Source organism: Pseudomonas sp. S44, from assembly GCF_016624805.1.
In the GTDB taxonomy this organism is placed as follows: domain Bacteria; phylum Pseudomonadota; class Gammaproteobacteria; order Pseudomonadales; family Pseudomonadaceae; genus Aquipseudomonas; species Aquipseudomonas machongensis.
On the sequence record NZ_JACVTY010000010.1, the window covers coordinates 60,093 to 85,290 of the forward strand.

Here is a 25,198-nt window from a genome sequence, read left to right on the forward strand (position 1 = left end):
GCGGCGCAGGCGAATCGTTCAAGGTGCGCTGGCGACCTTGGCCGGTGGGGTCCAGATCACGTCCTTGATGCTCAAGGGCTTGGGAATCAGCTTCAGAGCCTGGAAGGTGTCGGCGATCTTCTGTTGCGCGGCGATCACTTCGGGCGTCAGCGGCGCAGCGCCGTAGCCCTGGCGCTTGACCGAGGTCAGGGTGATGTCGGCCGGCAGGCCGAGCAGCGGCGCGACCTGGTCGGTCACTTGCTGCGGGTTGGCCTGGGACCATTCGCCCACGGCGCGCACCTCGTCGATCAGGGTGCTGATCACTGCCGGGTGCTGGGTCGCGTAGCTGCGGGTGGCCAGGTAGAACTGGTGGTTGTCGACCAGGTCCTTGCCATCACGCAGGGTACGGGCCTGCAACTGCTGTTCGGCGGCAGCCTGGTACGGGTCCCAGATCACCCAGGCATCGACGCTGCCACGCTCGAAGGCGGCGCGGGCATCGGCAGGCGGCAGGTACACGGGCTGGATGTCGCTGTATTTCAAGCCGGCGTCCTCAAGGGCGCGGACCAGCAGGTAGTGCACGTTGGAGCCTTTGTTCAGCGCGACTTTCTTGCCTTTGAGCTCTTTCACCGACTGGATCGACGAACCCTTGGGCACGAGGATCGCCTCGCTGTGCGGCGCAGGCGGCTCATAGGCCACGTAGAGCAGATCGGCACCGGCGGCCTGGGCGAAGACCGGCGGGGTTTCGCCGGTGACACCGAAATCGATCGAGCCGACGTTCAGCCCTTCGAGCAACTGCGGCCCGCCGGGGAATTCGGTCCATTGCACGTCGATGCCCTGTTCCTTCAGGCGCTTTTCCAGCGAGCCCTTGGCCTTGAGCAGCACCAGGGTGCCGTATTTCTGGTAACCGATGCGCAGGCTCTCGGCCTGGGCTTGGGTGATGGCGCCGAAGGACACAGCCGCCGCAAACAGGGCGACCAGACCACGACGCAAGAAGACTGTGCGCATGGCGCTCTCCTGTGCGAATGAGGTTCGGGTTGCACCTGCTTGCCTCGTTGTCGGGCGAGTAAGGTGGAAAAACGGTGACGCATTTGCGGGGGCGTTCAGATGCTCCAGCGAGCACTGATCAGGCGTTCGTTGAGCACACCTGGAGCGACCGGCTTGGGCCGACGCGCCAGGGCACTGTGGAAGGTTTCCAGCGAGTCCAGCAGGCGGGCCTCCAGGGCCTCGGCCAACTGTGCCGGGCGATTGCCTTCGGCGTAAGCGACCTGGCTGTCGTCGGCGAAGATCCCTTGAAGGGTCTCCTGCGCCTTGAGTGCCGACAGCACAGGCTTCAATGCGTAATCCACCGCCAGCATGTGGGCGATGCTGCCGCCGGTCGCGATCGGCAGGACCACCTTGTGTTCCAGCGCGCGCTCGGGCAGCAGGTCGAGCAACGTCTTCAGGGCCCCGGCGAACGATGCCTTGTACACCGGGGTCGACACCACCAGCCCATCAGCCTGGGCTACCAGTTGCTGGAAGTGCTGCACCTGCGGGCTGTCGAAACGTGCGTGGAGCAGGTCCTCTGCCGGAAACTCGCGCACCTGGAAGGTCACCACCTCCACACCACGATCCTGCAACCACTGGCGCGAACGCTCGAGCAGCACGCCGGAGCGTGAACGGGTACTGGGGCTACCACCTATCGAAACAACCAGCATTGCAGCGCTTCCTTCAATTCGGTTCCGGGGTGTGGCCCCTGTGAATGACTCCGACATTAGCAGCTCGCCACATATATCTAGAAATCATATTTTTTCATTTGTTTATTCGTTATGGAGATATAGCTTTTCACCCTGAAGCGCGCCTTCTCATTCGCTTCACGGGCAAGCCTGCCCGCACGAAGAGCAGGCATAAAAAAGGGCCGTCGAAACGGCCCGAAATCCCTGCTATGGCTAAGAGCAATGCAACGAGGATCAACGATTGGGTTGCGGGGTGAGGCGCAGATAGGGTTTGACTGCCCGATAACCTTTCGGGAAGCGCTGCTTGATCTCGTCCTCATCCTTCAGCGAAGGCACGATCACTACCTCGTCGCCGTCCTGCCAGTTACCCGGGGTGGCGACCTTGTAGTTGTCGGTCAGCTGCAACGAATCGATCACCCGCAGGATCTCGTTGAAGTTGCGCCCGGTGCTGGCTGGATAGGTGATGGTCAGGCGTACCTTCTTGTTCGGGTCGATCACGAACAGCGAGCGTACGGTAAGCGTGTCGTTGGCGTTGGGGTGGATCAGGTCGTACAGGTCGGACACCTTGCGATCGGCATCGGCGATGATCGGGAAGTTGACCACGGTGTTCTGGGTCTCGTTGATGTCATCGATCCACTTGTGGTGCGAGTCGACCGGGTCCACCGACAGTGCGATAGCCTTGACGCCGCGCTTGGCGAACTCATCCTTGAGCTTGGCGGTCAGGCCCAGTTCGGTGGTGCACACCGGGGTAAAGTCGGCCGGGTGGGAGAACAGCACGCCCCAGCTGTTGCCCAGCCACTCATGGAAACGGATCTTGCCGGCGCTGGAATCCTGTTCGAAGTCGGGGGCGATGTCGCCGAGTTTGAGGCTCATGGAAGCGGCTCCTGTGCTGTGTCTGGCCTTGTGGGATTCAATGTGCCTGCTTCCGATTAAAAACAAAAAGAATAAATACTGATTTATTTATAACCGGAAAGAATACGGATTCGCAGGCACAAAAAAGCCTCGCACCAGGCGAGGCTCTTTCGTTGCAGCTACGACTTACATGAAGTTGTAAGTGTAGTTGAAGATCAGACGAGTCTGATCGGCATCGTTGATGCTCTCGCCGCCGCCACGGTAGGTGCCGTGACGCAGGCTGACGCCCAGGCCCTTGAGGGTGCCTTCCTGCAGTACGTAGTCGATACGCGCGTCGCGTTCCCACTCGCTGTAGGTGCCGCTGGTGCGGGCGTTCTTGATGTCATCACCGCGCAGGTAGGCCACGGATGCCTTCAGGCCCGGTACGCCCAGACGTGCGAAGTCATAGGAGTACTGACCGAAAGTGGTGTTCTCGCCAGCACGGGCGAACTGGTTGATCATGCTGTCGGTGAACAGGTAGAAGCTCGAGCCACCGTTGCCTTCCAGCGGCGAGGTGCTGCCGTCCTTGCGCACGTTACCCTGGTTCAGCCAGACGAAACCGCCGTCGTCGCCAACCTGTTGGTGACCCAGCATGATTGCGTGGCCGCCGATGGTGTAGGTGAACATCGCGGACCAGGTCTTGTTGTCGACCTCGCCTGCGTTCTTGGCGTAGCCACCGTTGTTGTTGAAGGTGTAGCCGGCTTCGCCGTTCTTGCCGTCGCTGCTGCTCTTGAACCAGCGCAGGTCGGTCTTGAACGACTGATCGTTGGCGATCTGGTAGACGTGGGTCAGACCCAGGAAGTGCTGCTTGTAGAAGTCTTCCAGGTTCGAGTAGTAGTACTGCAGGGTCAGGTCTTTGGTGACCTTCCAGTCGCCGCCGGCGAACTGGAACTTGTTGCTGTCGCGGTAAGCGCCGCCAACGGACAGGCCGGTGCGGTTGCTCGAGGCACGACCCATGGCGTGGGTCAGCTGACCCGCGTTGAGGGTAACGTTGTCGATTTCCTTCGACTGGACGGTACCGCCCTCGAAGGTTTGCGGCAGCAGACGACCGTCGTTGGAGACCAGGATCGGCAGGTTTGGCGCCAGGGCGCTGCCGTAGTGGACTTCGGTCTTGGAGAAGCGAGCCTTGGCGTTACCACCGATGCGAGCCCACTGGCTCACGGCAGAGCCGTCGCTGTCGCTTGGGAAGAAGGTGTTGTTATCCGGGTGACGGCCACGGCCGCCATCGAGATGGATACCCCAGAGAGCTTGAACGTCGACACCGAAACCAACGGTGCCTTGGGTGAAGCCGGACAGGTAGTCGAGCTTGAAACCTTGGGCGGTTTCGCGCTGGTCACCGTTACGACCCTGAGCGTTCGTGCGAACTTCATGGTCGTCGTTGTTGAAGTACATGGTGCGCGAGCTGATGGATACCTTGCTGTCTTCGATGAAGCCAGCGGCGCCCGCTTGTTGGGCGAGAACCCCCAGTGCCACGGCCAGGGCCAGGCTAGACTTGTACATGCTTTGCTCCTCTACATTCTAATTTTTGTATTCTCAAGGCGGGGGGATCTGCTGCCCCCCTCGCCACGGGTAAGCGATTTAGCACCAAAGTGTGACTGGTAAGTCAATCGTTACCAGAGATTTCACGACTTTGGTCTAATGCACCTGCGCTACAGGATAATGACAATCCTATAAATCCAAAATGACCGTTTTATGAAATCGTCAGATTTTTCCGGAATAACTACGGAACCTTAAGCGTCATTTGGTGTATGCACGTCCTTCGCTCATAGCTTCCGGTTATCTGCACCCCTTTGCCAGAGGGCGCTCCGTGAAAAGTTGTGAAAGCGTAGTCTTTCACAAAAATTTCACAACCCTTCCTCTGACGGCGCCGATTTCTAAGCGTTTTGTCTCCTAAGCTAATTCTGAAAAGTTATTTATTTTGTAATTCTTAGATCATTTAGTCTTCGCGTCATTCATCACCCGATGCCTGACGAGAGGTTCGATCATGATCCCCCACGCCCCCCTGCGCCTGTTCGCCGCGCTGACCCTGGCCAGCGCCAGCTGGTTCGCCCAGGCCGCCGACCTGACCGTGGCCTACCAGACCACCGTGGACCCGGCCAAGGTGGCCCAGGCCGATGGCAGCTACGAAAAAGCCAGCCACGCCAGCATCGACTGGCGCAAATTCGACAACGGTGCCGACATCATCGCCGCCGTCGCCTCCGGCGACGTGCAGATCGGCTACCTGGGCTCCAGCCCGCTGGCTGCCGCGACCACCCGCAAGGTGCCGGTGGAAACCTTCCTCATCGCCACCCAGATCGGTGCCGGTGAAGCACTGGTCGCCCGCGACAGCATCAAGAGTCCACAGGACCTGATCGGCAAGAAAGTCGCCGTGCCCTTCGTCTCCACCGGGCATTACAGCCTGCTGGCGGCACTCAAGAGCTGGAACATCGACCCGGCCAAGGTGCAGATCCTCAACCTCGCGCCACCGGCGATCATCGCCGCCTGGAAACGCGGCGACATCGACGCCACCTACGTCTGGGACCCAGCGCTAGGCGTGGCCAAGGAAAACGGCAAGGTGCTGATCACTTCTGGCGAACTGGCAAAGAAAGGCGCCCCGACTTTCGATGCCTGGATCGTGCGCAAGGACTTCGCCGAGAAGCACCCGGAGATCGTCAAGTCGTTCGCCAAGGTCACCCTTGACGCCTACGCCGACTACCGCAAGGACCCGAAAGCCTGGTTGGCCAATCCAGACAACGTGAGCAAGCTCGCCAAGCTGTCCGGCGCCAAGACCGGCGATATCCCGGGCCTGCTGGAGGGCAACGTCTACCCGTTGGCCGCCGACCAGACCGCGGCACTGGGCGCGCCTACCACCCAGGCACTGACCGACACCGCGACCTTCCTCAAGGAGCAGGGCAAGGTCGAGGCAGTGCTGCCGGATTACTCGCCGTACGTAACGGCCAAGTTCCTGCCCAACTGAAGCACCTGCCCAACCGATCGAACCCAGGGGCGCCCTGCGCCCCGAACCGGAGCCCATCATGGCCTTGCTCGAGCTGGAGCGCATCAGCGCACAGTACCCCGGCGCCACCACCCCGGTGCTGGATGACATCAACCTGACGCTGGGGCCACGCCAACTGCTGGTCGCCCTCGGGCCCTCCGGCAGCGGCAAGACCTCGCTGCTCAATCTCGTCGCCGGCTTCGTCGCCCCCAGCGGCGGGCGCATCACCCTTGACGGTGCACCCGTGCAAGGCCCAGGCGCCGACCGCGGCGTGGTGTTCCAGGATGACGCCCTGCTGCCCTGGCAGGACGTGCTCGGCAATGTCGCTTTCGGCCTGGAGCTGGCCGGCGTACCTCGCGCACAGCGTGAAGCCAAGGCACGTGAGATGCTGGCCCTGGTCGATCTGGCCGGGTTCGGCGACCGGCGCATCTGGCAGCTTTCAGGCGGACAGAAGCAACGCGTGGGCCTGGCCCGCGCCCTGGCTGCCGACCCACGCGTACTGTTGATGGACGAACCCTTCGGCGCCCTCGATGCCTTCACCCGCGAGCAGATGCAAGAGTTGCTGCTGCAGGTCTGGCAGCGCACCGCAAAGCCGGTGTTCCTGATCACCCACGACATCGAGGAAGCCGTATTCCTGGCCAGCGAACTGGTGTTGCTGGCACCGAATCCGGGGCGCGTGGTCGAGCGCCTGCAACTGGACTTCGGCCAGCGCTACGCCGCGGGCGAACCGGCGCGGGCGATCAAGTCCGATCCACGTTTCATCGAAACCCGCGAGCATGTGCTGTCGCGAGTCTTTTCCCAACGTGCCGCCCGCCGCGAGGAGTCCGCATGAGCAGCCTGGACCTGCCGGTCGCCGGCAAAACCGACACCCGCACCGCATCGGCGATCAAGGCCCGCCGCCCGCTGCCGACCCGTTGGATCAGCGCCCTGACCCTGGGTAGCCTGCTGCTGATCTGGTGGCTGGTGACCGCTGTCGGCTGGGTCGAGCCACTGTTCCTGCCCGCCCCCGGCGACATCCTGGCCAAGGCTTGGGTGCTGCTGACCCAAGGCTATATGGACGCCAGCCTCTGGCAGCACCTGGGCGCGAGCCTGGGCCGTATTGGCGTGGCGTTGCTGGCGGCAACCCTGACCGCGATTCCGGTCGGCATCGCCATCGGCTACAACCGCGTGGCCCGCGGCATCCTCGATCCACTGATCGAGTTCTACCGGCCGATCCCGCCACTGGCGTACCTGCCGCTGATCGTGATCTGGTGCGGGATCGGCGAGTTGTCGAAGGTGCTGCTGATCTACCTGGCGATCTTCGCCCCGATCGCCATCGCCACCGCCACCGGCGTGCGCACCGTCGACCCGGCCAAGCTGCGCGCCGCGCAGTCGCTGGGAGCGAGCAAGGTACAACTGATTCGCCATGTGATCCTGCCCAGCGCCTTGCCCGACATCCTCACCGGCATTCGCATCGGCCTCGGGGTCGGCTGGTCGACCCTGGTCGCCGCCGAACTGATCGCCGCTACCAGCGGCCTGGGCTTCATGGTCCAGTCAGCCGCGCAGTTCCTGGTCACCGATGTGGTGGTGCTGGGCATCTTGCTGATCGCGCTGATCGCCTTTGCCCTGGAGATGGGCCTGCGCGTCCTGCAGCGCCGCCTCGTGCCTTGGCATGGACAAAGTCACTGACCTTTCCGGCCTCATCACGGGGCAAGCCCGCTCCTACAAGTTCACAGAGCTACCTGCAGGAGCGGGCTTGCCCCGCGATAAGGCCCGCAACGACACCGCCAACCGCCCCCATTCGAGACCGACATGAGCCTGACCATCACCCCCCTCAGCCCGGCCCTCGGCGCGCAGATCAGCGGCGTCGACCTGTCCCGCGACATCACCGATGCACAGCGCGACGCCATCGAGCAGGCGCTGCTCGAGCACCAGGTGCTGTTCTTCCGCGAACAATCGATCGACCCCGCCCAGCAGGCTCGCTTCGCTGCGCGCTTCGGCGACCTGCACATCCATCCGATCTATCCCAACGTGCCGGAAACCCCGCAGGTGCTGATTCTCGACACCGCAGTCACCGACGTGCGCGACAACGCGGTCTGGCACACCGACGTTACCTTCCTGCCGACCCCGGCACTGGGCGCGGTGCTCAGCGCCAAGCAACTGCCCGCCTACGGCGGTGACACCTTGTGGGCCAGCGGCATCGCTGCGTTCGAAGCCTTGTCGGCGCCCCTGCGCACCCTGCTCGACGGCCTCACGGCCACCCACGACTTCACCAAGTCGTTCCCGCTCGAGCGCTTCGGTACCACTGCGCAGGACCTGGAGCGCTGGGAAGCCACCCGCCGCAACAACCCACCGCTGTCGCACCCGGTGGTGCGCACCCATCCGGTGAGCGGGCGCAAGGCGTTGTTCGTCAACGAAGGGTTCACCACGCGGATCAACGAGCTTGCCGACCACGAGAGCGAGGCGCTGCTCAAGCTGCTGTTCGCCCATGCCACACGGCCGGAATTCAGCATTCGCTGGCGTTGGCAGGAGAATGACGTGGCGTTCTGGGACAACCGCGTGACCCAGCATTACGCGGTGGACGACTACCGGCCGCAGCGGCGGGTGATGCACCGGGCGACGATTCTCGGCGACGCACCGTTCTGAAACCATTCGCGGGCAAGCCCGCGAATGGAAGCGCCGCGCGTTACCTGACCAGGTGCAGGAACTGCATGTGCCGCTCGTACTGGTCGAGGATGTCGTTGATGATCTGCTCCTTGCTGTAGCCGACCAGATCATAGTTCTGGCTGCCTTCGGCCAGGTGCACCTCGGCGCGGTAGTAGCGGCGGTTCTTCAGCTCCTGCGTACCCAGCCCACCCAACGCGAACGACGGCGTGAAGTAGCCACGCATCTGCACCTGGTAGATGAACGGCTGCTCCTCGCCATGGCCGATCTTCAGGCTGACGTTGTCATGGCTCGGGTCGTCCTGGGTGATCAGCGCCAGGCCCTTCTGCTCGAACACCTCGGTCACGTCGGCAATCGCCGGGCGCACCACGTCATCCATGAAGCGATACACCTCGTCGCGTGATGGGAAGTGCACGGCCTGACTCAAGCGCTGGCGCCAGCCACCGCGTCCGCGGCGGGACTGGGCGAACGGTGCCAGCGAGTGCATCTGCGCGATCTGCCGCTGGCTTTCCAGATAGAACGCCTTGTGCAAGCCCCACATCATGCACAGCAAGATCAGCGAGAATGGCAGCGACGTCAGCACCACCGCCGACTTCAGCGAATCAATGCTGCCAGCGAACAGCAAGCCGCTGGTGACCAGCGCAGTCATCGCGCCCCAGAAGATCCGCAGCCAGTTCGGCCCGTCCTCGTCGGCGTCGCCGCCTTTGGCAGAAAGCGTCGACAGCACCACGGTGCCGGAGTCGGCGGAGGTGACGAAGAACACGAAGCTGATGAACACGGTGACGGCAATCACCGTCTTGCTCCATGGATAGGTCTCCAGCAGCAGGTACAGGCTCATCGACGGGTTGTCCAACGCCGACTGCCCCAGCGCGGTCATGCCGTGGTTGATCACCTGGTCCAGCGCACTGTTGCCGAAGATCGACATCCACGCGAGGGTGAAGCCCAGCGGGATCAGCAGCACGCCGAAGACGAATTCGCGAATGGTGCGGCCACGCGAGATGCGCGCGATGAACAGCCCGACGAAGGGCGCCCAGGCGATCCACCAGGCCCAGTAGAACACCGTCCAGCCGCCCAGCCAGTCGCGATTCTCGCCATAGGCATACACGTCGAAACTCTTGCGCGGCAGGGCGCCGAGGTAGTCACCAAGGTTCTGGATCAGGGTGTTGAACAGGTGCTGCGTGGGGCCGGCGAAGAGCACGAACAACAGCAGCGCGCAGGCCAGGAACAGGTTGATGTCGCTCATCACCCGCACGCCCTTCTCCACCCCGGCAACTGCAACGGCCACCGCTGCCCCCATCATCAGGGCGATCAGCAGCACCTGCACCCACTGGCTGTGGTCGATGCCGAACAGGTAGTCGAGGCCGGCGTTGAGGTGCAGCACGCCGAAGCCCATGTCCGCGCCCAGGCCGAACACCGTGGCGATGATGCCGAAGCCGTCCACTGCGTAGCCGATCGGTCCGTTGATGCGTTTGCCGATCAGCGGGTACAGCGCCGAGCGCAATGCCAATGGCAGGTTGTGGCGGTAGGCGAAGTACGCCAGGGCCATGCCGACGAAGGCGAACACGCCCCAACCATGCAGCCCCCAGTGCAGGAACAGGATCTGCATCGCCTGGCGCCCGGCCTCGGCCGTGCCCGCCTCGCCCTGGGGCGGCTGGAGCATGTGGGTCAGGGGCTCGGAGACGCAGAAGAAGAACAACGTGATGCTGATGCCGGCAGCGAACAGCATACCGGCCCAGGACAGGTAGCTGAACTCGGGCTCGTCATGGTCGGCGCCGAGCTTGATCTTGCCGTAGCCGGACACCGCAGTGACCACCACGAACACCAGGTACAGGGTCATGGCCAGCATGTAGTACCAGCCGACCGTGTTGGCCGCCCAGTTCTGTGCAGCCAGCAACCAGTCGCCCGCCGCTTGCGGGTTAGCGATGACCACCAGGCCGAAGATGAGGATGAAACTTGCCGCGAAGTAGAACACCGGGGGGTTCATGCGGATCTTGCCATTGGCAAGGGAAGGCGTCGGTGCACTCATGAAACGGGCACCTCTACAGCAGTGAAAAGGCTCGGATTGAACGGGTTCAGCAAAGGGAATCCTCCTGTTGAACACCGGCAGCGGACCAGCGTTTTAATTTGAACAAGCGTTCAAGTTAAACATGGATCGGATTTCAATGCGACCTGTGGTCGCTGGCGGGCGACCAATTGACCTTTGCTCTTTGCCAGCAGTTCCGGCCCTATCGCGGGACAAGCCCGCTCCACTCTGTGGGAGCGGACTTGTCCCGCGATAGGGCCCGCCGGGCCTACCTCACTGTTTGTCCTGGCAATCGAGTTGCAGGTTCGCCTGGGTGATGTTGCTCTCGGCCGGCACGCTGCGCGTCAGCCAGACATTGCCGCCAATGGTCGAACCCTTGCCGATGGTGATGCGCCCCAGAATGGTCGCACCGGCATAGATGACCACGTCATCCTCGACGATCGGGTGGCGCGCCAGGCCCTTGTGCAAGGTGCCCGACTCGTCCGACGGGAAGCGTTTGGCACCAAGGGTCACCGCTTGATAGATGCGCACGCGCTCGCCGATGATCGCTGTCTCGCCGATCACCACGCCTGTGCCGTGGTCGATGAAGAAACTCTGGCCGATCTGCGCGCCGGGGTGGATGTCGATGCCGGTGGCCGAATGCGCCAGCTCCGAGCTGATTCGCGCCAGCAGTGGCAGCCCGGACTGGTAGAGGTAGTGCGCCAGGCGGTGGTGGATGATCGCCAGGATGCCGGGATAGCACAGCAACACCTCGTCCACGCTACGCGCCGCGGGGTCGCCGTGGTAGGCCGCCAGCACGTCGGTGTCGAGCAGTACACGCAACCCTGGCAAGGCTTTGGCAAAGCCTTGGATCAGACCCAGTGCGTGGGCATCGACGTCCTTGGGCTCGACCTCGGTATTGCCGTGCCGCGCGGCGTAGCGCAGTTCCAGGCGCGCCTGGTCGAGCAGTGCGGTCAGCGCCGCATCCAGGGTGTGGCCGACATAGAAATCCTCGCCCTCCTCACGCAGGTCCACAGGCCCCAGGCGCATGGGAAACAACGCTCCACATAATTGCTCGAGGATCTCGCGCATCGCCTCGCGCGAGGGCAGTTCGCGCCCGCCCTGCTTGTTGCTGCAACGGCCATTGCGACTGCGCCACTGGTCACGTGCCTGGCGCAGTTCGCTGACGATGCCCGGCAATTGCCAATGGCCGGTCGATGGATGTTCGCTCACGGTGTTCTCCTGGCTTGCGACGGTGTCGGTAGGTAGAGCCGCCACTTGTAGGAATTACTCTACGGCAAATTCTTCCCTTGGAAAAAACAACGCTTTATTCCATCCTGCACTAAGTCGGGCATAAGCAGCGATGACGGGGACCCGGTTCACGGCTACCCTCAAAACTGCCCTTCAGGGACGAAATAACAGAAAGGAATAATAGATAATTTTTTATTATTTCCTGAGCTATACAGCCCACCCTATAGTCGCCACCCACTACTTAAAACAAAGCGCGGGGACAGCCATGACCAAATTCACCAAACCACTTCTCAATGCCAGCCTGGCCATCCTGCTGGGCACCGGCCTGTTCAGTCACGCCTTTGCGGGTGAGCAGCTCAAGACCATCCAGGAAAAAGGCGTGATCAACGTCGGCCTGGAAGGCACCTACCCACCCTTCAGCTTCGTCGACGAAAACGGCAAGCTGACCGGTTTCGAAGTGGAACTCTCCGAACTGCTGGCCAAGGAGCTGGGCGTCAAGGCCAAGGTCCAGCCAACCAAGTGGGACGGCATCCTCGCCGCGCTGGAATCCAAGCGCCTGGACGTGGTGATCAACCAGGTCACCATCTCCGAAGAGCGCAAGAAGAAGTATGACTTCTCCGAGCCCTACACCATCTCCGGCATCCAGGCGCTGATCCTGAAGAAGAAGGCCGAGCAGCTGAACATCAAGACCGCGCAGGACCTGGCGGGCAAGAAGGTCGGGGTGGGCCTGGGCACCAACTACGAGCAGTGGGTCAAGCAGGACGTACCCAAAGCCGACGTACGTACCTATGAAGACGATCCGAGCAAGTTCGCTGACCTGCGCAACGGCCGTATCGACGCCATCCTGATCGACCGCCTGGCCGCCCTGGAATACGCACAGAAGGCCAAGGACACTCAACTTGCCGGCGAAGCCTTCTCGCGCCTGGAAAGCGGCGTTGCCCTGCGCAAGGGCGAACCTGAGCTGCTCGCAGCAGTGAACAAGGCGCTGGACAAGCTCAAGGCTGACGGCACCCTGGCCAAGCTGTCCGAGAAATACTTCGGTGCCGACGTCACCAAATGATCTCTGAAAGCCTGCAACTCGTTATCGACTCTACGCCCTTCCTGCTCAAGGGCGCGGGTTACACGGTACTGCTCAGTGTCGGCGGCATGTTCTTCGGCCTGGTGCTGGGCTTTGCCCTGGCACTGATGCGCCTGTCGAAGATCCTGCCGCTGGACTGGCTGGCGCGGATCTACGTGTCGTTCTTCCGCGGCACGCCGCTGCTGGTGCAACTGTTCGTGATCTACTTCGGCATGCCACAGATCGGCATCGAACTCGATCCGATCCCCGCCTCGCTGATCGGCCTGTCGCTGAACATGGCGGCGTACATCTGCGAAATCCTGCGCGCGGCGATCTCCTCGATCGACCGCGGCCAGTGGGAAGCCGCAGCCAGCATCGGCATGACCCGTACCCAGGCCATGCGCCGGGCGATCCTGCCCCAGGCCATGCGCACCGCCTTGCCGCCGCTGGGCAACAGCTTCATCTCGCTGGTCAAGGATACCGCCCTGGCGGCGACCATCCAGGTGCCAGAGCTGTTCCGCCAGGCGCAGTTGATCACCGCACGGACCTTCGAAGTCTTCACCATGTACCTGGCCGTGGCCGTCATCTACTGGATTCTCTGCAGTATCCTGGCGCACTTCCAGAACCGCATGGAAGCGCGGGTCAACCAGCATGACCAGGAGCACTGAAGATGATCGTAGTAGAAGGCCTGACCAAGCAGTTCAAGGGCCAGACCGTGCTCAAGGGCATCGACCTGACAGTCGAGGCCGGTGAAGTCGTCGCCATCATCGGCCCCAGCGGCTCGGGCAAGACCACCTTCCTGCGCTGTCTGAACCTGCTGGAAACACCCGATGCCGGGAAAATCCGCATCGGCGATATCGACATCGACGCCGACCGCCCGCTCGGCGGCCAGCAGAGCGCGATCCGCCGTCTGCGCCAGCAGGCCGGGTTCGTGTTCCAGAACTTCAACCTGTTCCCGCACCGCACCGCCCTGGAGAACGTCATCGAAGGGCCGGTGATCGTCAAGAAGACCCCGCGCGACCAGGCCCTGGAACTGGGCCGCAAGCTGCTCGCCAAGGTCGGCCTGGCCGGCAAGGAAGACGCCTATCCACGGCGCCTTTCCGGCGGCCAGCAGCAGCGCGTGGCCATCGCCCGTGCCCTGGCGATGGAGCCTGAAGTGATCCTCTTCGACGAACCGACCTCCGCGCTCGACCCCGAGCTGGTCGGCGAAGTGCTGGCGACCATCCGCGGCCTGGCCGAAGAGAAGCGCACCATGATCATCGTCACCCACGAGATGAGCTTTGCACGTGATGTGGCGAACCGGGTGATCTTCTTCGACAAGGGCGTGATCGTCGAGCAGGGCGAGGCCAAGGCGCTGTTCGCCGATCCGAAGGAGGAACGCACCCGGCAGTTCCTGCGCAAGTTCCTCGGGACCACTGCTTCGCAAGACTGAAAAGCTCGGCTGGATCTTCGCGGGCAAGTCCCGCTTCCACAGGAGCCGCACCGGCGATGAAGCCTGTGCGGTTCTCTGTGGGTGCGGGCCTCGCCCGCGAAGAGTCCGGCACCTCAGACAAATGCCTCTCTTCTATTCATATTCCAAAGAGTTAGTTCATAAACTTTTTATAAGCACATAAGGTATATAGACCGGACCACCGGACCCGCACACATCCGTCGCGACCAGCTGTAGCGACGCATCTACTTCGTGAGGTTCAGGAATGGTCAGGAACACAATCACCCCAGTGCGTAACGCCAGGGCATTGAGTGCAGCCAAGGAGCGGCACTGATGTCCAGCCAACCCAATACCCAATTCCACAGCGATATCGACAGCTCGCCCCTGCTGCTGCCGGCCAAGGTGTTGCGCAATGACGCCGAGGCCCTGCAAGCGGCCCGCGAACTGGCCGAAGTCGCGCGCCAGCAGGCCTCGCGCCGCGACCAGCAACGCAAGCTGCCGTGGGCCGAGATCGAGCTGTTCACCCGCTCGGGGCTTGGCAGCATCAGCGTGCCCAAGGCCCATGGCGGCCCGGATGTGTCGTTCGCGACCATCGCCGAAGTCTTTCGCCTGATCAGCGCCGCCGACCCGGCGTTGGGGCAGATCCCGCAGAATCAGTTCGGCCTGTTGCAACTGCTGCGCCTGACCGCCAGCGAGGCGCAGCAGGCGCTGATCTTCCGCTCGGTGCTGGACGGCTGGCGCATCGGCAATGCCGGCCCCGAACGCAGCACCAAAGACACCTTGACCCTCAAGGCCCGCATCACCCGCGACGGCGACACCTACCGCATCAGCGGCGAGAAGTTCTACTCCACCGGCGCCCTGTTCGCCCACTGGGTGGCGGTCAAGGCCCTGGACGACGAAGGTCGCCAGCGCCTGGCCTTCGTACGCCGTGGCAGCCCTGGGCTGCGCATCGTCGACGACTGGTCCGGCTTCGGCCAGCGCACCACCGCCAGCGGCACGGTGCTGCTCGACCAGGTGCCGGTGGACGCGGACCTGGTGATCGACAACTGGCGCCAGGCCGACCAGCCCAATATCCAGGGCGCGGTCTCGCAACTGATTCAGGCTGCCATCGACGCCGGGATCGCCGAAGCGGCCATCGACGACGCCATCGCCTTTGTGCGTGACAAGTCGCGGCCGTGGATCGATGCCAAGGTCGAGCGTGCCAGTGACGACCTCTATGTGATCGCCGACATCGGCCGCCTCAAGCTCGAGTTGCATGCCGCCGAAGCCCTGCTACGCAAGGCCGCGCAGGTGCTGGATGAAGCCAATGCAACGCCTATCGATGCCGCTGCTGCGGCGCGCGCCTCGATTGCCGTTGCCGAGGCCAAGGTGCTCACCACCGAGATTTCGCTGCAGGCCAGCGAGAAGCTGCTCGAGCTCGCCGGCAGCCGCGCCACCCTCGCCGAATTCAACCTCGACCGCCACTGGCGCAACGCCCGGGTGCACACGCTGCACGATCCGGTGCGCTGGAAGTACCACGCGGTCGGCGCCTACTACCTCAACGGCACGCTGCCTGCGCGGCATTCCTGGATTTGACTTGAGGGCCTTTCGCGGGCAAGCCCGCTCCTACAGGTGATCGCGATCCTCTGTAGGAGCGGGCTTGCCCGCGAAACGCCCCGGAGAACAACATGACCACATCCGTGATCACCAGCGACGCCCAAGCCCTGGCCGTCGCTGAAGACATCGCCCGGCAACTGCACCGCGACAGCGCCCTGCGCGACCGTGAGCGCCGTCTGCCGCACGCCGAACTGGAACTGTTCACCCGCTCCGGCCTGTGGGCGATCAGCGTACCCAAGGCCTTCGGCGGCGCCGAAGTATCGAACGTCACCCTGGCCAAGGTCATCGCCCGCATCGCCCAGGCCGACGCCTCGCTCGGGCAGATTCCGCAGAACCACTTCTACGCCCTCGAAGTGCTGCGCGTGAACGGCAACCTCGAACAGCAACAGCGTCTCTACGCCGAGGTGCTGGCCGGCAAGCGCTTCGGTAACGCCCTGGCCGAACTCGGCACCAGGACCTCCAGCGACCGTACTACCCGCCTGACCTGCGACGGCGACGGCTACCGCATCAACGGCCGCAAGTTCTACGCCACCGGCGCGATCTACGCCCAGCGCATCCCCACCTCGGTGGTCGATGACGAGGGCGTGCAGCAACTGGCGTTCGTGCCCGCCGACAGCCCCGGTGTGCAAGTGATCGACGACTGGAGCGGCTTCGGCCAGCGCACCACCGGCAGCGGTTCGGTGCTGTTCGACAATGTCCGTGTCGAGGCTACCGACCTGGTGCCCTTCCAGGCCGCGTTCGAACGCCCGACCACAGTCGGCCCATTGGCCCAGATTCTCCACGCCGCCATCGACACCGGCATCGCTCGCGCCGCCGTCGAAGACGCCCTGCACTTCGTGCGCAACCACAGCCGCCCATGGATCGACGCAGGTGTCGACCAGGCCTCGGCCGATCCACTGACACTCAACAGCTTCGGTCGCCTGAGCATCCGCCTGCATGCCGCCGAAGCACTGCTTGAGCGGGCCGGCGAAATCCTCGACCAGGCCCAGCGCGACAGCAACGCCAGCAGCGTGGCCGCCGCCTCCATCGCCGTCGCCGAGGCCCGCGCGATCAGCACCGAGATTTCCCTGGCCGCCGGCAGCACTCTGTTCGAGCTGGCCGGCAGCCGCGCCACCCTGGCCGAACACAACCTCGACCGCCACTGGCGCAACGCCCGGGTCCACACCCTGCACGACCCGGTGCGCTGGAAGTACCACGCCATCGGCAACTACTACCTCAACGGCGAAAACCCACCGCTGCGAGGGACCATCTGATGAGCAAGCAGATCCTGCTCAACGCTTTCAACATGAACTGCATTGGCCATATCAACCACGGCCTGTGGACCCATCCGCGCGACACCTCGACCCGCTACAAGGATATCGAGTACTGGACCGACCTCGCGCGCCTGCTGGAGCGCGGGCTGTTCGACGGGCTGTTCATCGCCGACATCGTCGGCACCTACGACATCTACGGCGACTCGGTCGACGTCACGCTCAAGGAGTCGATCCAGCTGCCGGTCAACGACCCGCTGCTGCTGGTCTCGGCCATGGCCGCGGTGACACGCAACCTGGGCTTCGGCCTGACCGCCAACCTCACCTACGAGCCGCCGTATCTGTTCGCCCGCAGGCTCTCGACCCTCGACCACCTGAGCAAGGGCAGGGTCGGCTGGAACATCGTCACCGGCTACCTCGACAGCGCGGCCCGTGCCATGGGCCTGGAACAACAGCCCGAGCACGACCGGCGCTACGACCAGGCCGACGAATACCTGCAGGTGCTGTACAAGCTGCTCGAAGGCAGTTGGGCGGACGATGCCGTGGTCGAAGACCGCAAGCAGCGCGTCTATGCCCGGCCCGATAAAGTGCGCAAGGTCGAGCACCGAGGCGAGTTCTACAAGGTCGAGGGCTATCACCTGTGCGAACCCTCGCCGCAGCGCACACCGGTGCTGTTCCAGGCGGGCAGCTCGGCACGCGGCCTGGCATTTGCCGGCAACCACGCCGAGTGCGTGTTCATCGGCGGCCAGACCCACTCAGGCACCCGTGCCCAGGTCGACAAGGTGCGCGCAGCCGCCCTCGCCGCCGGCCGCGACCCTCAGGCGATCAAGGTGTTCATGGGCATCACCGTGATCGTCGCACCGACCGAGGAGCAGGCCCGCGCCAAGCACGCCGAGTATTTGCGCCACGCCAGCGCCGAAGCCGGTGTCGCGCACTTTGCCGCCTCCACCGGCATCGACTTCGCTGCCTTCGACCTCGACGAGCCGATCAACGCAGGCCAGGGCAATGCGATCCAGTCCGCCACCAAGCTCTTGCAGGACAACGCCTGGACCCGCCGCCGCCTGCTGGAACAACACGCCCTGGGCGGACGCTACGTGACCCTGGTCGGTGCGCCTGATCAGGTCGCCGAGCAACTGATCGGCTGGATCGACGAAACCGGCCTGGACGGCTTCAACCTGGCACGCACCGTCACCCCGGAAAGCTACGAAGACTTCATCGACCTGGTGGTCCCCGAACTGCAACGCCGCGGCCGCTACAAGACCGCCTACGCCGAGGGCAGCCTGCGCCAGAAGCTGTTCGCCAGCCCTAGCGCACATCTGCCCGCCGACCATCCCGGCAGCACCTACCGCACCCCGACCAACGCCCCCACCGGAGCCGCGCATCATGCTTGAGAAACTCTATCGGCCCGTCGCGGCCGCCCTGCTGTCCCTGGGCCTTGCCGGCGCCGCGCTGGCCGCCGAACCCCTGAAGATCGGTACCACGGCCGCCTTCGCCATTCCGCTCGAAGCGGCCGTGGCAGAAGCGCACAAGCAAGGCCTGGAGGTAAAGCTGATCGAGTTCAGCGACTGGATCGCCCCCAACGTCAGCCTCAACAGCGGCGACATCGACGTGAACTACTTCCAGCACATTCCTTTCCTGGAAAACGCCAAGGCCGCAGCAGGCTTCAACCTGGTGCCCTTTGCACCGGGGATCATCAATAACGTCGGCCTGTATTCGAAGAAGTACAAGAGCTTCGCCGAACTGCCCGAAGGCGCCAGCGTGGCCATCGCCAACGACCCGATCAACAGCGGGCGCGGCCTGCAGTTGCTGGCCAAGGCCGGGCTGATCACGCTCAAGCCTGGCGTGGGTTACAAGGCCACCGAAGATGACATCGTCGCCAACCCGAAGAAGCTCAAGATTCTTCAGGTCGAGGCCGTGCAACTGGTGCGGGCCTACGACGATGCCGACCTGGTGCAGGGCTACCCGGCCTACATTCGCCTGGCCAACAGCTTCGATGCCACCTCGGCGTTGCTGTTCGACGGCCTGGAGAACAAGGAGTACGTGATCCAGTTCGTGATCCGCCCGCAAAGCAAGGACGACCCGCGCCTGGCCAAGTTCGTCGATATCTACCAGCATTCGCCGGCCGTGCGTGAAGCCCTGAACAAGGCCCACGGCAGCCTGTACCAGGCCGGCTGGGAGGGCTGAGATGAGTAGCGCCAGCGCCCTCAGGGCGCCCGTCCCCCACGCCACGCCGGCCCCGGCGCGCGAGCAGGTATTGCGCCCGGAGGTGAACGAGGCCCATGTACGCTTCATCGGGTTGGGCAAGACCTACCCCGGGCAAGCTCACCCTGCCCTGCACGGCATCGACCTGAACATCCGCCGCGGCGAGATCTTCGGCATCATCGGCCGCAGCGGCGCCGGCAAGTCGTCACTGCTGCGCACCATCAACCGCCTGGAGCAACCCAGCGAAGGGCGCGTGCTGATCGACCAGGTCGACATCGCTCCGTTCGACGAGGATCGCCTGGTGTCGCTGCGCCGACGCATCGGCATGATCTTCCAGCACTTCAACCTGATGTCGGCCAAGACCGTGTGGCAGAACGTCGAGCTCCCCTTGAAGGTCGCCGGCGTGGCCAAGGCCGAGCGTCAGCGTAAAGTGCGCGAGTTGCTGGAGCTGGTAGGCCTGGAACAGAAACACCATGTCTATCCGGCGCAGTTGTCCGGCGGTCAGAAGCAGCGTGTCGGCATCGCCCGCGCGCTGGTGCACGATCCGCAGATCCTGTTGTGCGACGAAGCAACCTCGGCACTGGACCCTGAAACCACCGCCTCGATCCTCGACCTGCTGCGCGATATCAACCAGCGCCTTGGCCTGACCATCGTGCTGATCACTCACGAGATGGCGGTGATCCGCGACATCTGCCAGCGCGTGGTGGTGCTCGAACGTGGCGAAGTAGTCGAGCAGGGCGAGGTCTGGCAGGTATTCGGCGCGCCGCGCCACGAAGTGACCCGCACCTTGCTCGCCCCCTTGCAGACCAAGCTACCCGCAGCCTTGCAGGCCAATTTGCGGGCTCAACCGGTCAGCCAGGACGCTGCCGTGGTGTTGCGCCTGCAACTGGTCGGCGAGCCGGAGCTGTCGGCATTGTTCACCGATCTCGGTGGGCGTGTGCGTCTGCTCCAGGGGGGTGTCGAGACCATTGGCGAGCACGCCTTGGGCCAACTGGTCCTGGCCGTGCGCGGCTCCGCGCTTGGGGCTCATCAACTGCTCGAACGCGCCCGGCGCTGGGCTGCCGATGTGGAGGTGCTGGGTTATGTGGACTGAACGCCTGCTGCAAGGCCTGATCGATACCCTGCTGATGGTGGGGGTGTCTTCTTTGATCGCGCTGCTGGTGGGGATTCCGATGGCGGTGCTGCTGGTCACCAGCGGCAAGGGCGGCATCTTCGAAGCGCCGCTGCTCAACCGCGTGCTCGGCGCCTTCGTCAACCTGTTCCGCTCGATCCCCTTCCTGATCCTGATGGTGGCACTGATCCCCTTTACCCGACTGATCGTCGGTACCACCTATGGCGTCTGGGCGGCCGTGGTGCCGTTGACCATCGCTGCCACGCCATTCTTCGCCCGAATCGCCGAAGTCAGCCTGCGCGAGGTCGACCAAGGCCTGATCGAAGCGGCGCAGGCCATGGGCTGCCGACGCTGGCACATCATCTGGCATGTGCTGCTGCCCGAAGCGCTGCCAGGGATCGTCGGCGGCTTCACCATCACCCTGGTGACCATGATCAACTCCTCGGCCATGGCCGGCGCGATCGGTGCCGGTGGTCTGGGTGACATCGCCTACCGCTATGGGTACCAACGCTTCGACAGCCAGATCATGCTGACGGTGATCGTCATGCTGGTGGCCTTGGTGGCGGTGATCCAGTTGGGCGGGGATCGGTTGGCCAAAGGCTTGAACAAGCGCTGAGCTGAAATCGAGTTCCTACGACCAGCGCAGGTTCTCGGCCGCCACGGGCCGTCCGAACCAGTAGCCCTGCCCCAGGTCGCACTGCTGCTCCAGCAGCAGTCGCGCCTGCTCGGCCTGCTCGATCCCCTCGGCATGCACCTGCATACCCATGCTGCGCGCCAGGGCGATGATCACCCGCACGATGGCGATGTCGTCTTCGTCATTGGGCAATCCGGCGACGAAGCCCTGGTCGATCTTCAGCTTCTGCACCGGCAGGCGCTTGAGCCGCAACAGTGACGAATAGCCGGTGCCGAAATCGTCGATCGCCAGGCGCAAGCCCAGTTCGCGCAGACGGTGCAACAGCTCCAGCGCCACCTCCGGGTCCTCCATCACCGCACTCTCGGTCACTTCCAGCTCCAGCAGCGCCGGGTCCAGGCCGGTCTCGTCCAGCACCTCGGCCACTTGCCGATACAGGCCACGCTGGCCGAACAGGCGACTCGACAGGTTCACCGCGACGAAGTCCAGCACTCGCCCCTCGGCTTGCCACTGCACCATCTGCCGACAAGCCTGGCGCAGCACCCAGGCATCGATATCGACGATCAGCCCGGTGCGCTCGGCGATCGGGATGAACTCGCCCGGCGGCACCAGGCCGCGCTCGGGATGCTGCCAGCGCACCAGCGCCTCGACCCCGACCATGCTCCCGGTGAACAGGTCGTGCACCGGCTGGTAGAACACGCGCAGCTCTTCCTGGGCCAGTGCCCGGCGCAGTTCACCGGCGGTCTCGACGCGATGCTGGGCGTGGGCGGTAAGTTCTTCGGTGTACAGCGCATAGCAGGCGCGACCATTGCTCTTGGCCTTGAACAGCGCCGAGTCGGCATTGCGCAACAGTTGCTCGGCGCTCAGCGCGTCGCTGGGGAACAGGCTGATACCGATGCTCGCACCGATGAACAGCTGCTGCCCTTCGAACGCGAACGGCTGGCGAAGGCGTTCGAGGATGCCCTGTGCAGTGGTCGCCGCCTGGGCGACCTGCTGGCACCCCTCGAGCAGTACCGCGAACTCGTCGCCGCCCAGGCGCGCCAGGGTCACGCCGCTACCCAGCTGCTCCTGCAAACGCTCGCCCACCAGCTTGAGCAACTGGTCGCCAATGGTGTGCCCCAGGCTGTCGTTGATGCTCTGGAAGTGGTCGAGGTCGAGCAGCAGCAAGGCGCAGCCACGCTTGTTCGCCTGCGCCGCCGCCAACGCCTGCTCGGCACGGTCGCTGAACAGCAGGCGGTTGGGCAGGCCGGTCAAGGGGTCGTGATGGGCGAGGTAGGCCAGCTCTTGCTCGGAATGCTTGATCGCACTGATGTCGCTGAACACCGCAACGTAGTGGCTCAGCTCACCGCTGTCGTCGCGAATCGCGCAGATCGTCTGCCATTGCGGATAGATCTCGCCACTCTTGCGGCGATTCCAGATTTCCCCGCTCCACTCGCCTTTTTCGGCCAAGGTCGCGTAGATCTGCTGGTAGAAAGGCGCCCCATGGCGTCCCGACTTGAACTTGCTCGGGCGCTGGCCCAGCACTTCGTCCTGGTGATAACCGGTGATGCGCATGAAGGCGCGGTTCACATGCACGATCAGGCCGTTGCGATCGGTCACCAGTACACCTTCCAAGGTGCTGTCGAAGACCGCTGCCGCCATGCGCAGGCGTTCGCGATCCTCGCTGCGCAGACGCGCACCCACGCCGATGAAGTTGAGCAGCCGGGCCCGTGACACGAAGATCAGCAAGGCGCTGAGCAGCACCCAGACCACCACGTTGATCTGCCGCCCGACGGTCAGCGCCAGGTCGTTGTCGGTCATGCCACGCAGCACCCACTCCGACAGCACCAGCCAGAGGAACGACAACACAACGTAGAGCGCAGCCATGCGCAAGGCGTCGCGAACAGAAACAGACATGTCGGGTGCATCAGTCCATGGGAAATGATGGCGCAGTATAAAGGTTGAAACATGCCGTGACTTTAAATCCCGGCTCATAAATAAGTCGCGGTTCCCGCCGCCTTTGCCCGTCCAGCCTGCCTTGGCGACACCCTCGCCGACGGCAAGGTGACCGGCGGTGACGATCCCGGCGAAAGCACGACTGGTTTTATTTCCCCGTCAAGGGATAATGCGCCCGTTGTTTCCCCTGTTTTCCCGAGGGTCTTTCCAACTATGTGGTACAACGGTCTGCTCGACCTGTCGGCCTGGCAACTGGTCGCGGTCACCCTGCTGATGACCCACGTGACCATCGTCAGCGTCACGATCTACCTGCATCGCTACTCGGCGCACCGCTCCCTGGAGCTCAATGCCGGGCTCAAGCATTTCTTCCGCTTCTGGCTGTGGCTGACCACGGCGCAGAACACGCGTGAATGGACAGCGGTCCATCGCAAGCACCACGCCAAGTGCGAAACCCCCGACGACCCGCACAGCCCGGTGTACAAGGGCCTGGGCACGGTCCTGCGCAAAGGCGCGGAGCTGTACCGGGAAGAGGCGCGCAACGAGGAAACCCTGCGCATCTACGGCAAGAACTGCCCGGATGACTGGATCGAACGCAACCTCTACTCGCGCTACAAAATGGGCGGCATCGCCCTGATGGCCGTGCTCGACCTGCTGCTGTTCGGCACCATCGGCATCACCATCTGGGCGATCCAGATGATGTGGATTCCATTCTGGGCAGCCGGTGTGGTCAACGGTCTGGGCCATGCGGTCGGCTATCGCAACTTCGAGTGCCGCGACGCGGCCACCAACCTGGTGCCCTGGGGCATCATCATCGGCGGCGAAGAGCTGCACAACAACCACCACACCTACCCCAATTCGCCCAAGCTGTCGGTGCGCCGCTGGGAGTTCGACATGGGCTGGATGTGGATTCGGCTGCTGTGCCTGCTGCGCCTGGCCAAGGTGCAGCGCGTGGCGCCAATCGCCCACCGGGTGGAAGGCAAGGCCTCGCTGGACATGGACACCGCCATGGCGATCCTCAACAACCGCTTCCAGATCATGGCCCAGTACCGCAAGCTGGTGATCGGCCCGCTGGTCAAGCAGGAGCTGGAAAAGGTCGACACCTCGGTGCGCCACCACTTCCGCCGTGCCAAGCGCCTGCTGTCACGCGAGACCAGCCTGCTGCAGGATCGCCACCACGTACGTATCGAATCGATGCTGACGCACAGTCAGACGCTCAAGACCATCTACGAGAAGCGTCTGGCGCTGCAACAGATCTGGGCACGCACCAGCGCCAACGGCCACGACATGCTGGCGGCCATGAAAGACTGGGTACACGAGGCCGAAGCCAGCGGTATCCAGTCGCTGCGCGACTTCGCCGCACAGCTCAAGACCTACTCCCTACGCCCTACCGGCGCCTGACTGCCGTTGATCGGCATGCCCCGCCCGAGGGCATGCCGACCGGAACTTCCCCCCCCTGCTCGACTCAAAATCGGCATATCGCCCGCGTGGCGGGCCGGGTCGTGGCCGCACGCACATTCGTCGAGATCCGATCCGTGCACATGGCCAAAGAACGTCACCCCTCGATCCAGACCGGTCCGCCCCGCCCCGAAGCTGCCCAGACCCTGCTCGCCCTGCTGCATGCCCAGGGTGAAGTGGCGCGCCTGAGCGAGCGCGAGCAGCTCTACAGCTCGCTGCTCGACAGCGTCAACGCCGTGCTCTGGGCCTTCGACTGGGAAACCCGCCAGGTGCTGTACGTCAGCCCCGCCTACGAACGTATTTTTGGCCGCCCGGCCAGCCTGGTGATGGCCGACTACAACGAATGGCGCGATGCAATCCACCCCGACGACCTCGACTACGCCGAGCGCAGCCTGGCCCAGGTACTGCTCCAGGGCACCGTCGAGGACCGCGAATACCGCATCATCAACGGCGCAGGCGAAGTGCGCTGGCTCAGCGACAAGTGCTACATCAACCAACAGCGCGAAGGCGAGCGGGTGATCATCGTCGGCATTGCCGAGGACATCACCGAGAAGAAACAGCTCGAAGGCGAATTGCAGCGCCTTGCCACCACCGACGTCCTGACCCAGAGCAGCAATCGTCGGCACTTCTTCGAATGCGCCCAGCAAGCGTTCGACCGCGCCCGAGAAGACGGCACGCCAATGGCATTCCTGCTCCTGGACATCGACGACTTCAAGCACATCAACGACAGCTATGGGCATCCGGAAGGCGACCAGGTGCTACAGCGCATCGCCGACAGCGGCAAGGCAGTGCTGCGCCGGGGCGATCTGTTCGGCCGTATTGGCGGCGAGGAATTCGCGGCGGTATTCCCAGGCTGCACGGCACAGGTCGCCGAGCAGATCGCCGAGCGCTTGCAGCGAGAAATCCAGCGCCTGAGCTTCACCTACGGCCAGCAGACCTACGGCGTGACCGTGAGCCAGGGGCTGACCGAGCTGAGCGATCAGGATACCGACCTGGACAACCTGTTCGGTCGCGCCGACGCGGCGATGTACCAGGCCAAGCGCCAGGGCAAGAACCAGATCGTGCGCGGATGAGCGGTAG

The 25,198-nt window shown here is 63.7% G+C and carries 22 protein-coding genes; 15 read left to right on the forward strand and 7 right to left on the reverse strand.

The window, feature by feature from the left end:
* Positions 1-18: 18 nt before the first annotated feature.
* The 4 genes from IAE40_RS10285 to IAE40_RS10300 form a co-directional block, all read right to left on the reverse strand.
* The gene (locus tag IAE40_RS10285) at positions 19-984 is read right to left on the reverse strand and encodes a sulfonate ABC transporter substrate-binding protein (RefSeq protein ID WP_197889752.1); all 966 of its coding nucleotides are present in this window, start codon (positions 982-984) and stop codon (positions 19-21) included.
* Between the two features lie 95 nt (positions 985-1,079).
* Positions 1,080-1,673 (reverse strand): NADPH-dependent FMN reductase, encoded by a 594-nt coding sequence (gene ssuE, locus IAE40_RS10290; protein WP_054891664.1) that lies wholly within the window; start codon positions 1,671-1,673, stop codon positions 1,080-1,082.
* Between the two features lie 252 nt (positions 1,674-1,925).
* A complete protein-coding gene (locus tag IAE40_RS10295) occupies positions 1,926-2,564 on the reverse strand; it encodes a peroxiredoxin (RefSeq protein WP_054891663.1) in 639 nt (212 codons plus the stop codon).
* A 165-nt stretch (positions 2,565-2,729) separates the two neighbouring features.
* Positions 2,730-4,082 carry an OprD family porin gene (locus IAE40_RS10300; RefSeq protein ID WP_054891662.1) on the reverse strand — a complete coding sequence of 451 codons (1,353 nt, stop codon included), beginning with the start codon at positions 4,080-4,082 and terminating at the stop codon, positions 2,730-2,732.
* A 484-nt stretch (positions 4,083-4,566) separates the two neighbouring features.
* On the opposite strand from IAE40_RS10300, the gene tauA reads away from it, so the two are divergent.
* The 4 genes from tauA (at position 4,567) to tauD (ending at position 8,181) form a co-directional block, all read left to right on the forward strand.
* Positions 4,567-5,538, forward strand: a complete 972-nt coding sequence (gene tauA, locus IAE40_RS10305; protein ID WP_153772475.1) for a taurine ABC transporter substrate-binding protein — start codon at positions 4,567-4,569, stop codon at positions 5,536-5,538.
* A gap of 58 nt (positions 5,539-5,596) precedes the next feature.
* A complete protein-coding gene (gene tauB, locus IAE40_RS10310; RefSeq protein WP_200603122.1) occupies positions 5,597-6,388 on the forward strand; it encodes a taurine ABC transporter ATP-binding subunit in 792 nt (263 codons plus the stop codon).
* Positions 6,385-7,224 carry a taurine ABC transporter permease TauC gene (gene tauC / locus IAE40_RS10315; RefSeq protein ID WP_153772476.1) on the forward strand — a complete coding sequence of 280 codons (840 nt, stop codon included), beginning with the start codon at positions 6,385-6,387 and terminating at the stop codon, positions 7,222-7,224. Before tauB ends, tauC begins: the two co-directional genes overlap by 4 nt.
* A gap of 123 nt (positions 7,225-7,347) precedes the next feature.
* Positions 7,348-8,181: a taurine dioxygenase gene (tauD, locus tag IAE40_RS10320; RefSeq protein ID WP_153772477.1), complete on the forward strand. Its 834-nt coding sequence runs from the start codon at positions 7,348-7,350 to the stop codon at positions 8,179-8,181.
* A gap of 40 nt (positions 8,182-8,221) precedes the next feature.
* Here tauD and betT read toward each other — a convergent pair whose 3' ends face one another.
* The gene (gene betT, locus IAE40_RS10325) at positions 8,222-10,183 is read right to left on the reverse strand and encodes a choline transporter BetT (RefSeq protein ID WP_172964839.1); all 1,962 of its coding nucleotides are present in this window, start codon (positions 10,181-10,183) and stop codon (positions 8,222-8,224) included.
* 312 nt (positions 10,184-10,495) lie between these two features.
* Positions 10,496-11,434 (reverse strand): serine O-acetyltransferase EpsC, encoded by a 939-nt coding sequence (gene epsC / locus IAE40_RS10330; protein ID WP_153772478.1) that lies wholly within the window; start codon positions 11,432-11,434, stop codon positions 10,496-10,498.
* 283 nt (positions 11,435-11,717) lie between these two features.
* Between epsC and tcyJ the strand changes: the two genes are divergently transcribed.
* The 9 genes from tcyJ (at position 11,718) to IAE40_RS10375 (ending at position 20,713) form a co-directional block, all read left to right on the forward strand.
* Entirely contained in the window at positions 11,718-12,512 is a 795-nt protein-coding gene (tcyJ, locus tag IAE40_RS10335) for a cystine ABC transporter substrate-binding protein (RefSeq protein WP_054891655.1), read from the forward strand.
* Positions 12,509-13,177: a cystine ABC transporter permease gene (gene tcyL / locus IAE40_RS10340; protein WP_054891654.1), complete on the forward strand. Its 669-nt coding sequence runs from the start codon at positions 12,509-12,511 to the stop codon at positions 13,175-13,177. Before tcyJ ends, tcyL begins: the two co-directional genes overlap by 4 nt.
* A gap of 2 nt (positions 13,178-13,179) precedes the next feature.
* Entirely contained in the window at positions 13,180-13,941 is a 762-nt protein-coding gene (tcyN, locus tag IAE40_RS10345) for an L-cystine ABC transporter ATP-binding protein TcyN (RefSeq protein WP_065864450.1), read from the forward strand.
* Between the two features lie 330 nt (positions 13,942-14,271).
* The gene (locus IAE40_RS10350; RefSeq protein ID WP_200603123.1) at positions 14,272-15,513 is read left to right on the forward strand and encodes an SfnB family sulfur acquisition oxidoreductase; all 1,242 of its coding nucleotides are present in this window, start codon (positions 14,272-14,274) and stop codon (positions 15,511-15,513) included.
* 92 nt (positions 15,514-15,605) lie between these two features.
* Positions 15,606-16,787 (forward strand): SfnB family sulfur acquisition oxidoreductase, encoded by a 1,182-nt coding sequence (locus IAE40_RS10355; protein WP_197889750.1) that lies wholly within the window; start codon positions 15,606-15,608, stop codon positions 16,785-16,787.
* The gene (locus tag IAE40_RS10360; protein ID WP_054925365.1) at positions 16,787-18,175 is read left to right on the forward strand and encodes an LLM class flavin-dependent oxidoreductase; all 1,389 of its coding nucleotides are present in this window, start codon (positions 16,787-16,789) and stop codon (positions 18,173-18,175) included. Before IAE40_RS10355 ends, IAE40_RS10360 begins: the two co-directional genes overlap by 1 nt.
* Positions 18,168-18,968 (forward strand): MetQ/NlpA family ABC transporter substrate-binding protein, encoded by an 801-nt coding sequence (locus IAE40_RS10365; RefSeq protein ID WP_197889748.1) that lies wholly within the window; start codon positions 18,168-18,170, stop codon positions 18,966-18,968. The genes IAE40_RS10360 and IAE40_RS10365 overlap by 8 nt, the downstream gene beginning before the upstream one ends.
* A 1-nt stretch (position 18,969) precedes the next feature.
* Positions 18,970-20,079, forward strand: coding sequence for a methionine ABC transporter ATP-binding protein (locus IAE40_RS10370; protein WP_153772481.1), 1,110 nt, complete (start codon positions 18,970-18,972; stop codon positions 20,077-20,079).
* Positions 20,069-20,713, forward strand: coding sequence for a methionine ABC transporter permease (locus IAE40_RS10375; RefSeq protein ID WP_200603124.1), 645 nt, complete (start codon positions 20,069-20,071; stop codon positions 20,711-20,713). Before IAE40_RS10370 ends, IAE40_RS10375 begins: the two co-directional genes overlap by 11 nt.
* 15 nt (positions 20,714-20,728) lie before the next feature.
* On the opposite strand, the gene dibA is transcribed toward IAE40_RS10375, so the two are convergent.
* On the reverse strand, positions 20,729-22,624 hold the full coding sequence (gene dibA, locus IAE40_RS10380) for a phosphodiesterase DibA (RefSeq protein ID WP_200603125.1): 1,896 nt from the start codon (positions 22,622-22,624) through the stop codon (positions 20,729-20,731).
* Between the two features lie 252 nt (positions 22,625-22,876).
* Here dibA and desA point away from each other — a divergent pair, with 252 nt between their 5' ends.
* Together desA and IAE40_RS10390 are read left to right on the forward strand one after the other, a co-directional pair.
* Positions 22,877-24,061 (forward strand): delta-9 fatty acid desaturase DesA, encoded by a 1,185-nt coding sequence (desA, locus tag IAE40_RS10385; RefSeq protein WP_200603126.1) that lies wholly within the window; start codon positions 22,877-22,879, stop codon positions 24,059-24,061.
* 140 nt (positions 24,062-24,201) lie between these two features.
* The gene (locus IAE40_RS10390) at positions 24,202-25,191 is read left to right on the forward strand and encodes a GGDEF domain-containing protein (RefSeq protein WP_151925496.1); all 990 of its coding nucleotides are present in this window, start codon (positions 24,202-24,204) and stop codon (positions 25,189-25,191) included.
* Positions 25,192-25,198: the final 7 nt, after the last annotated feature.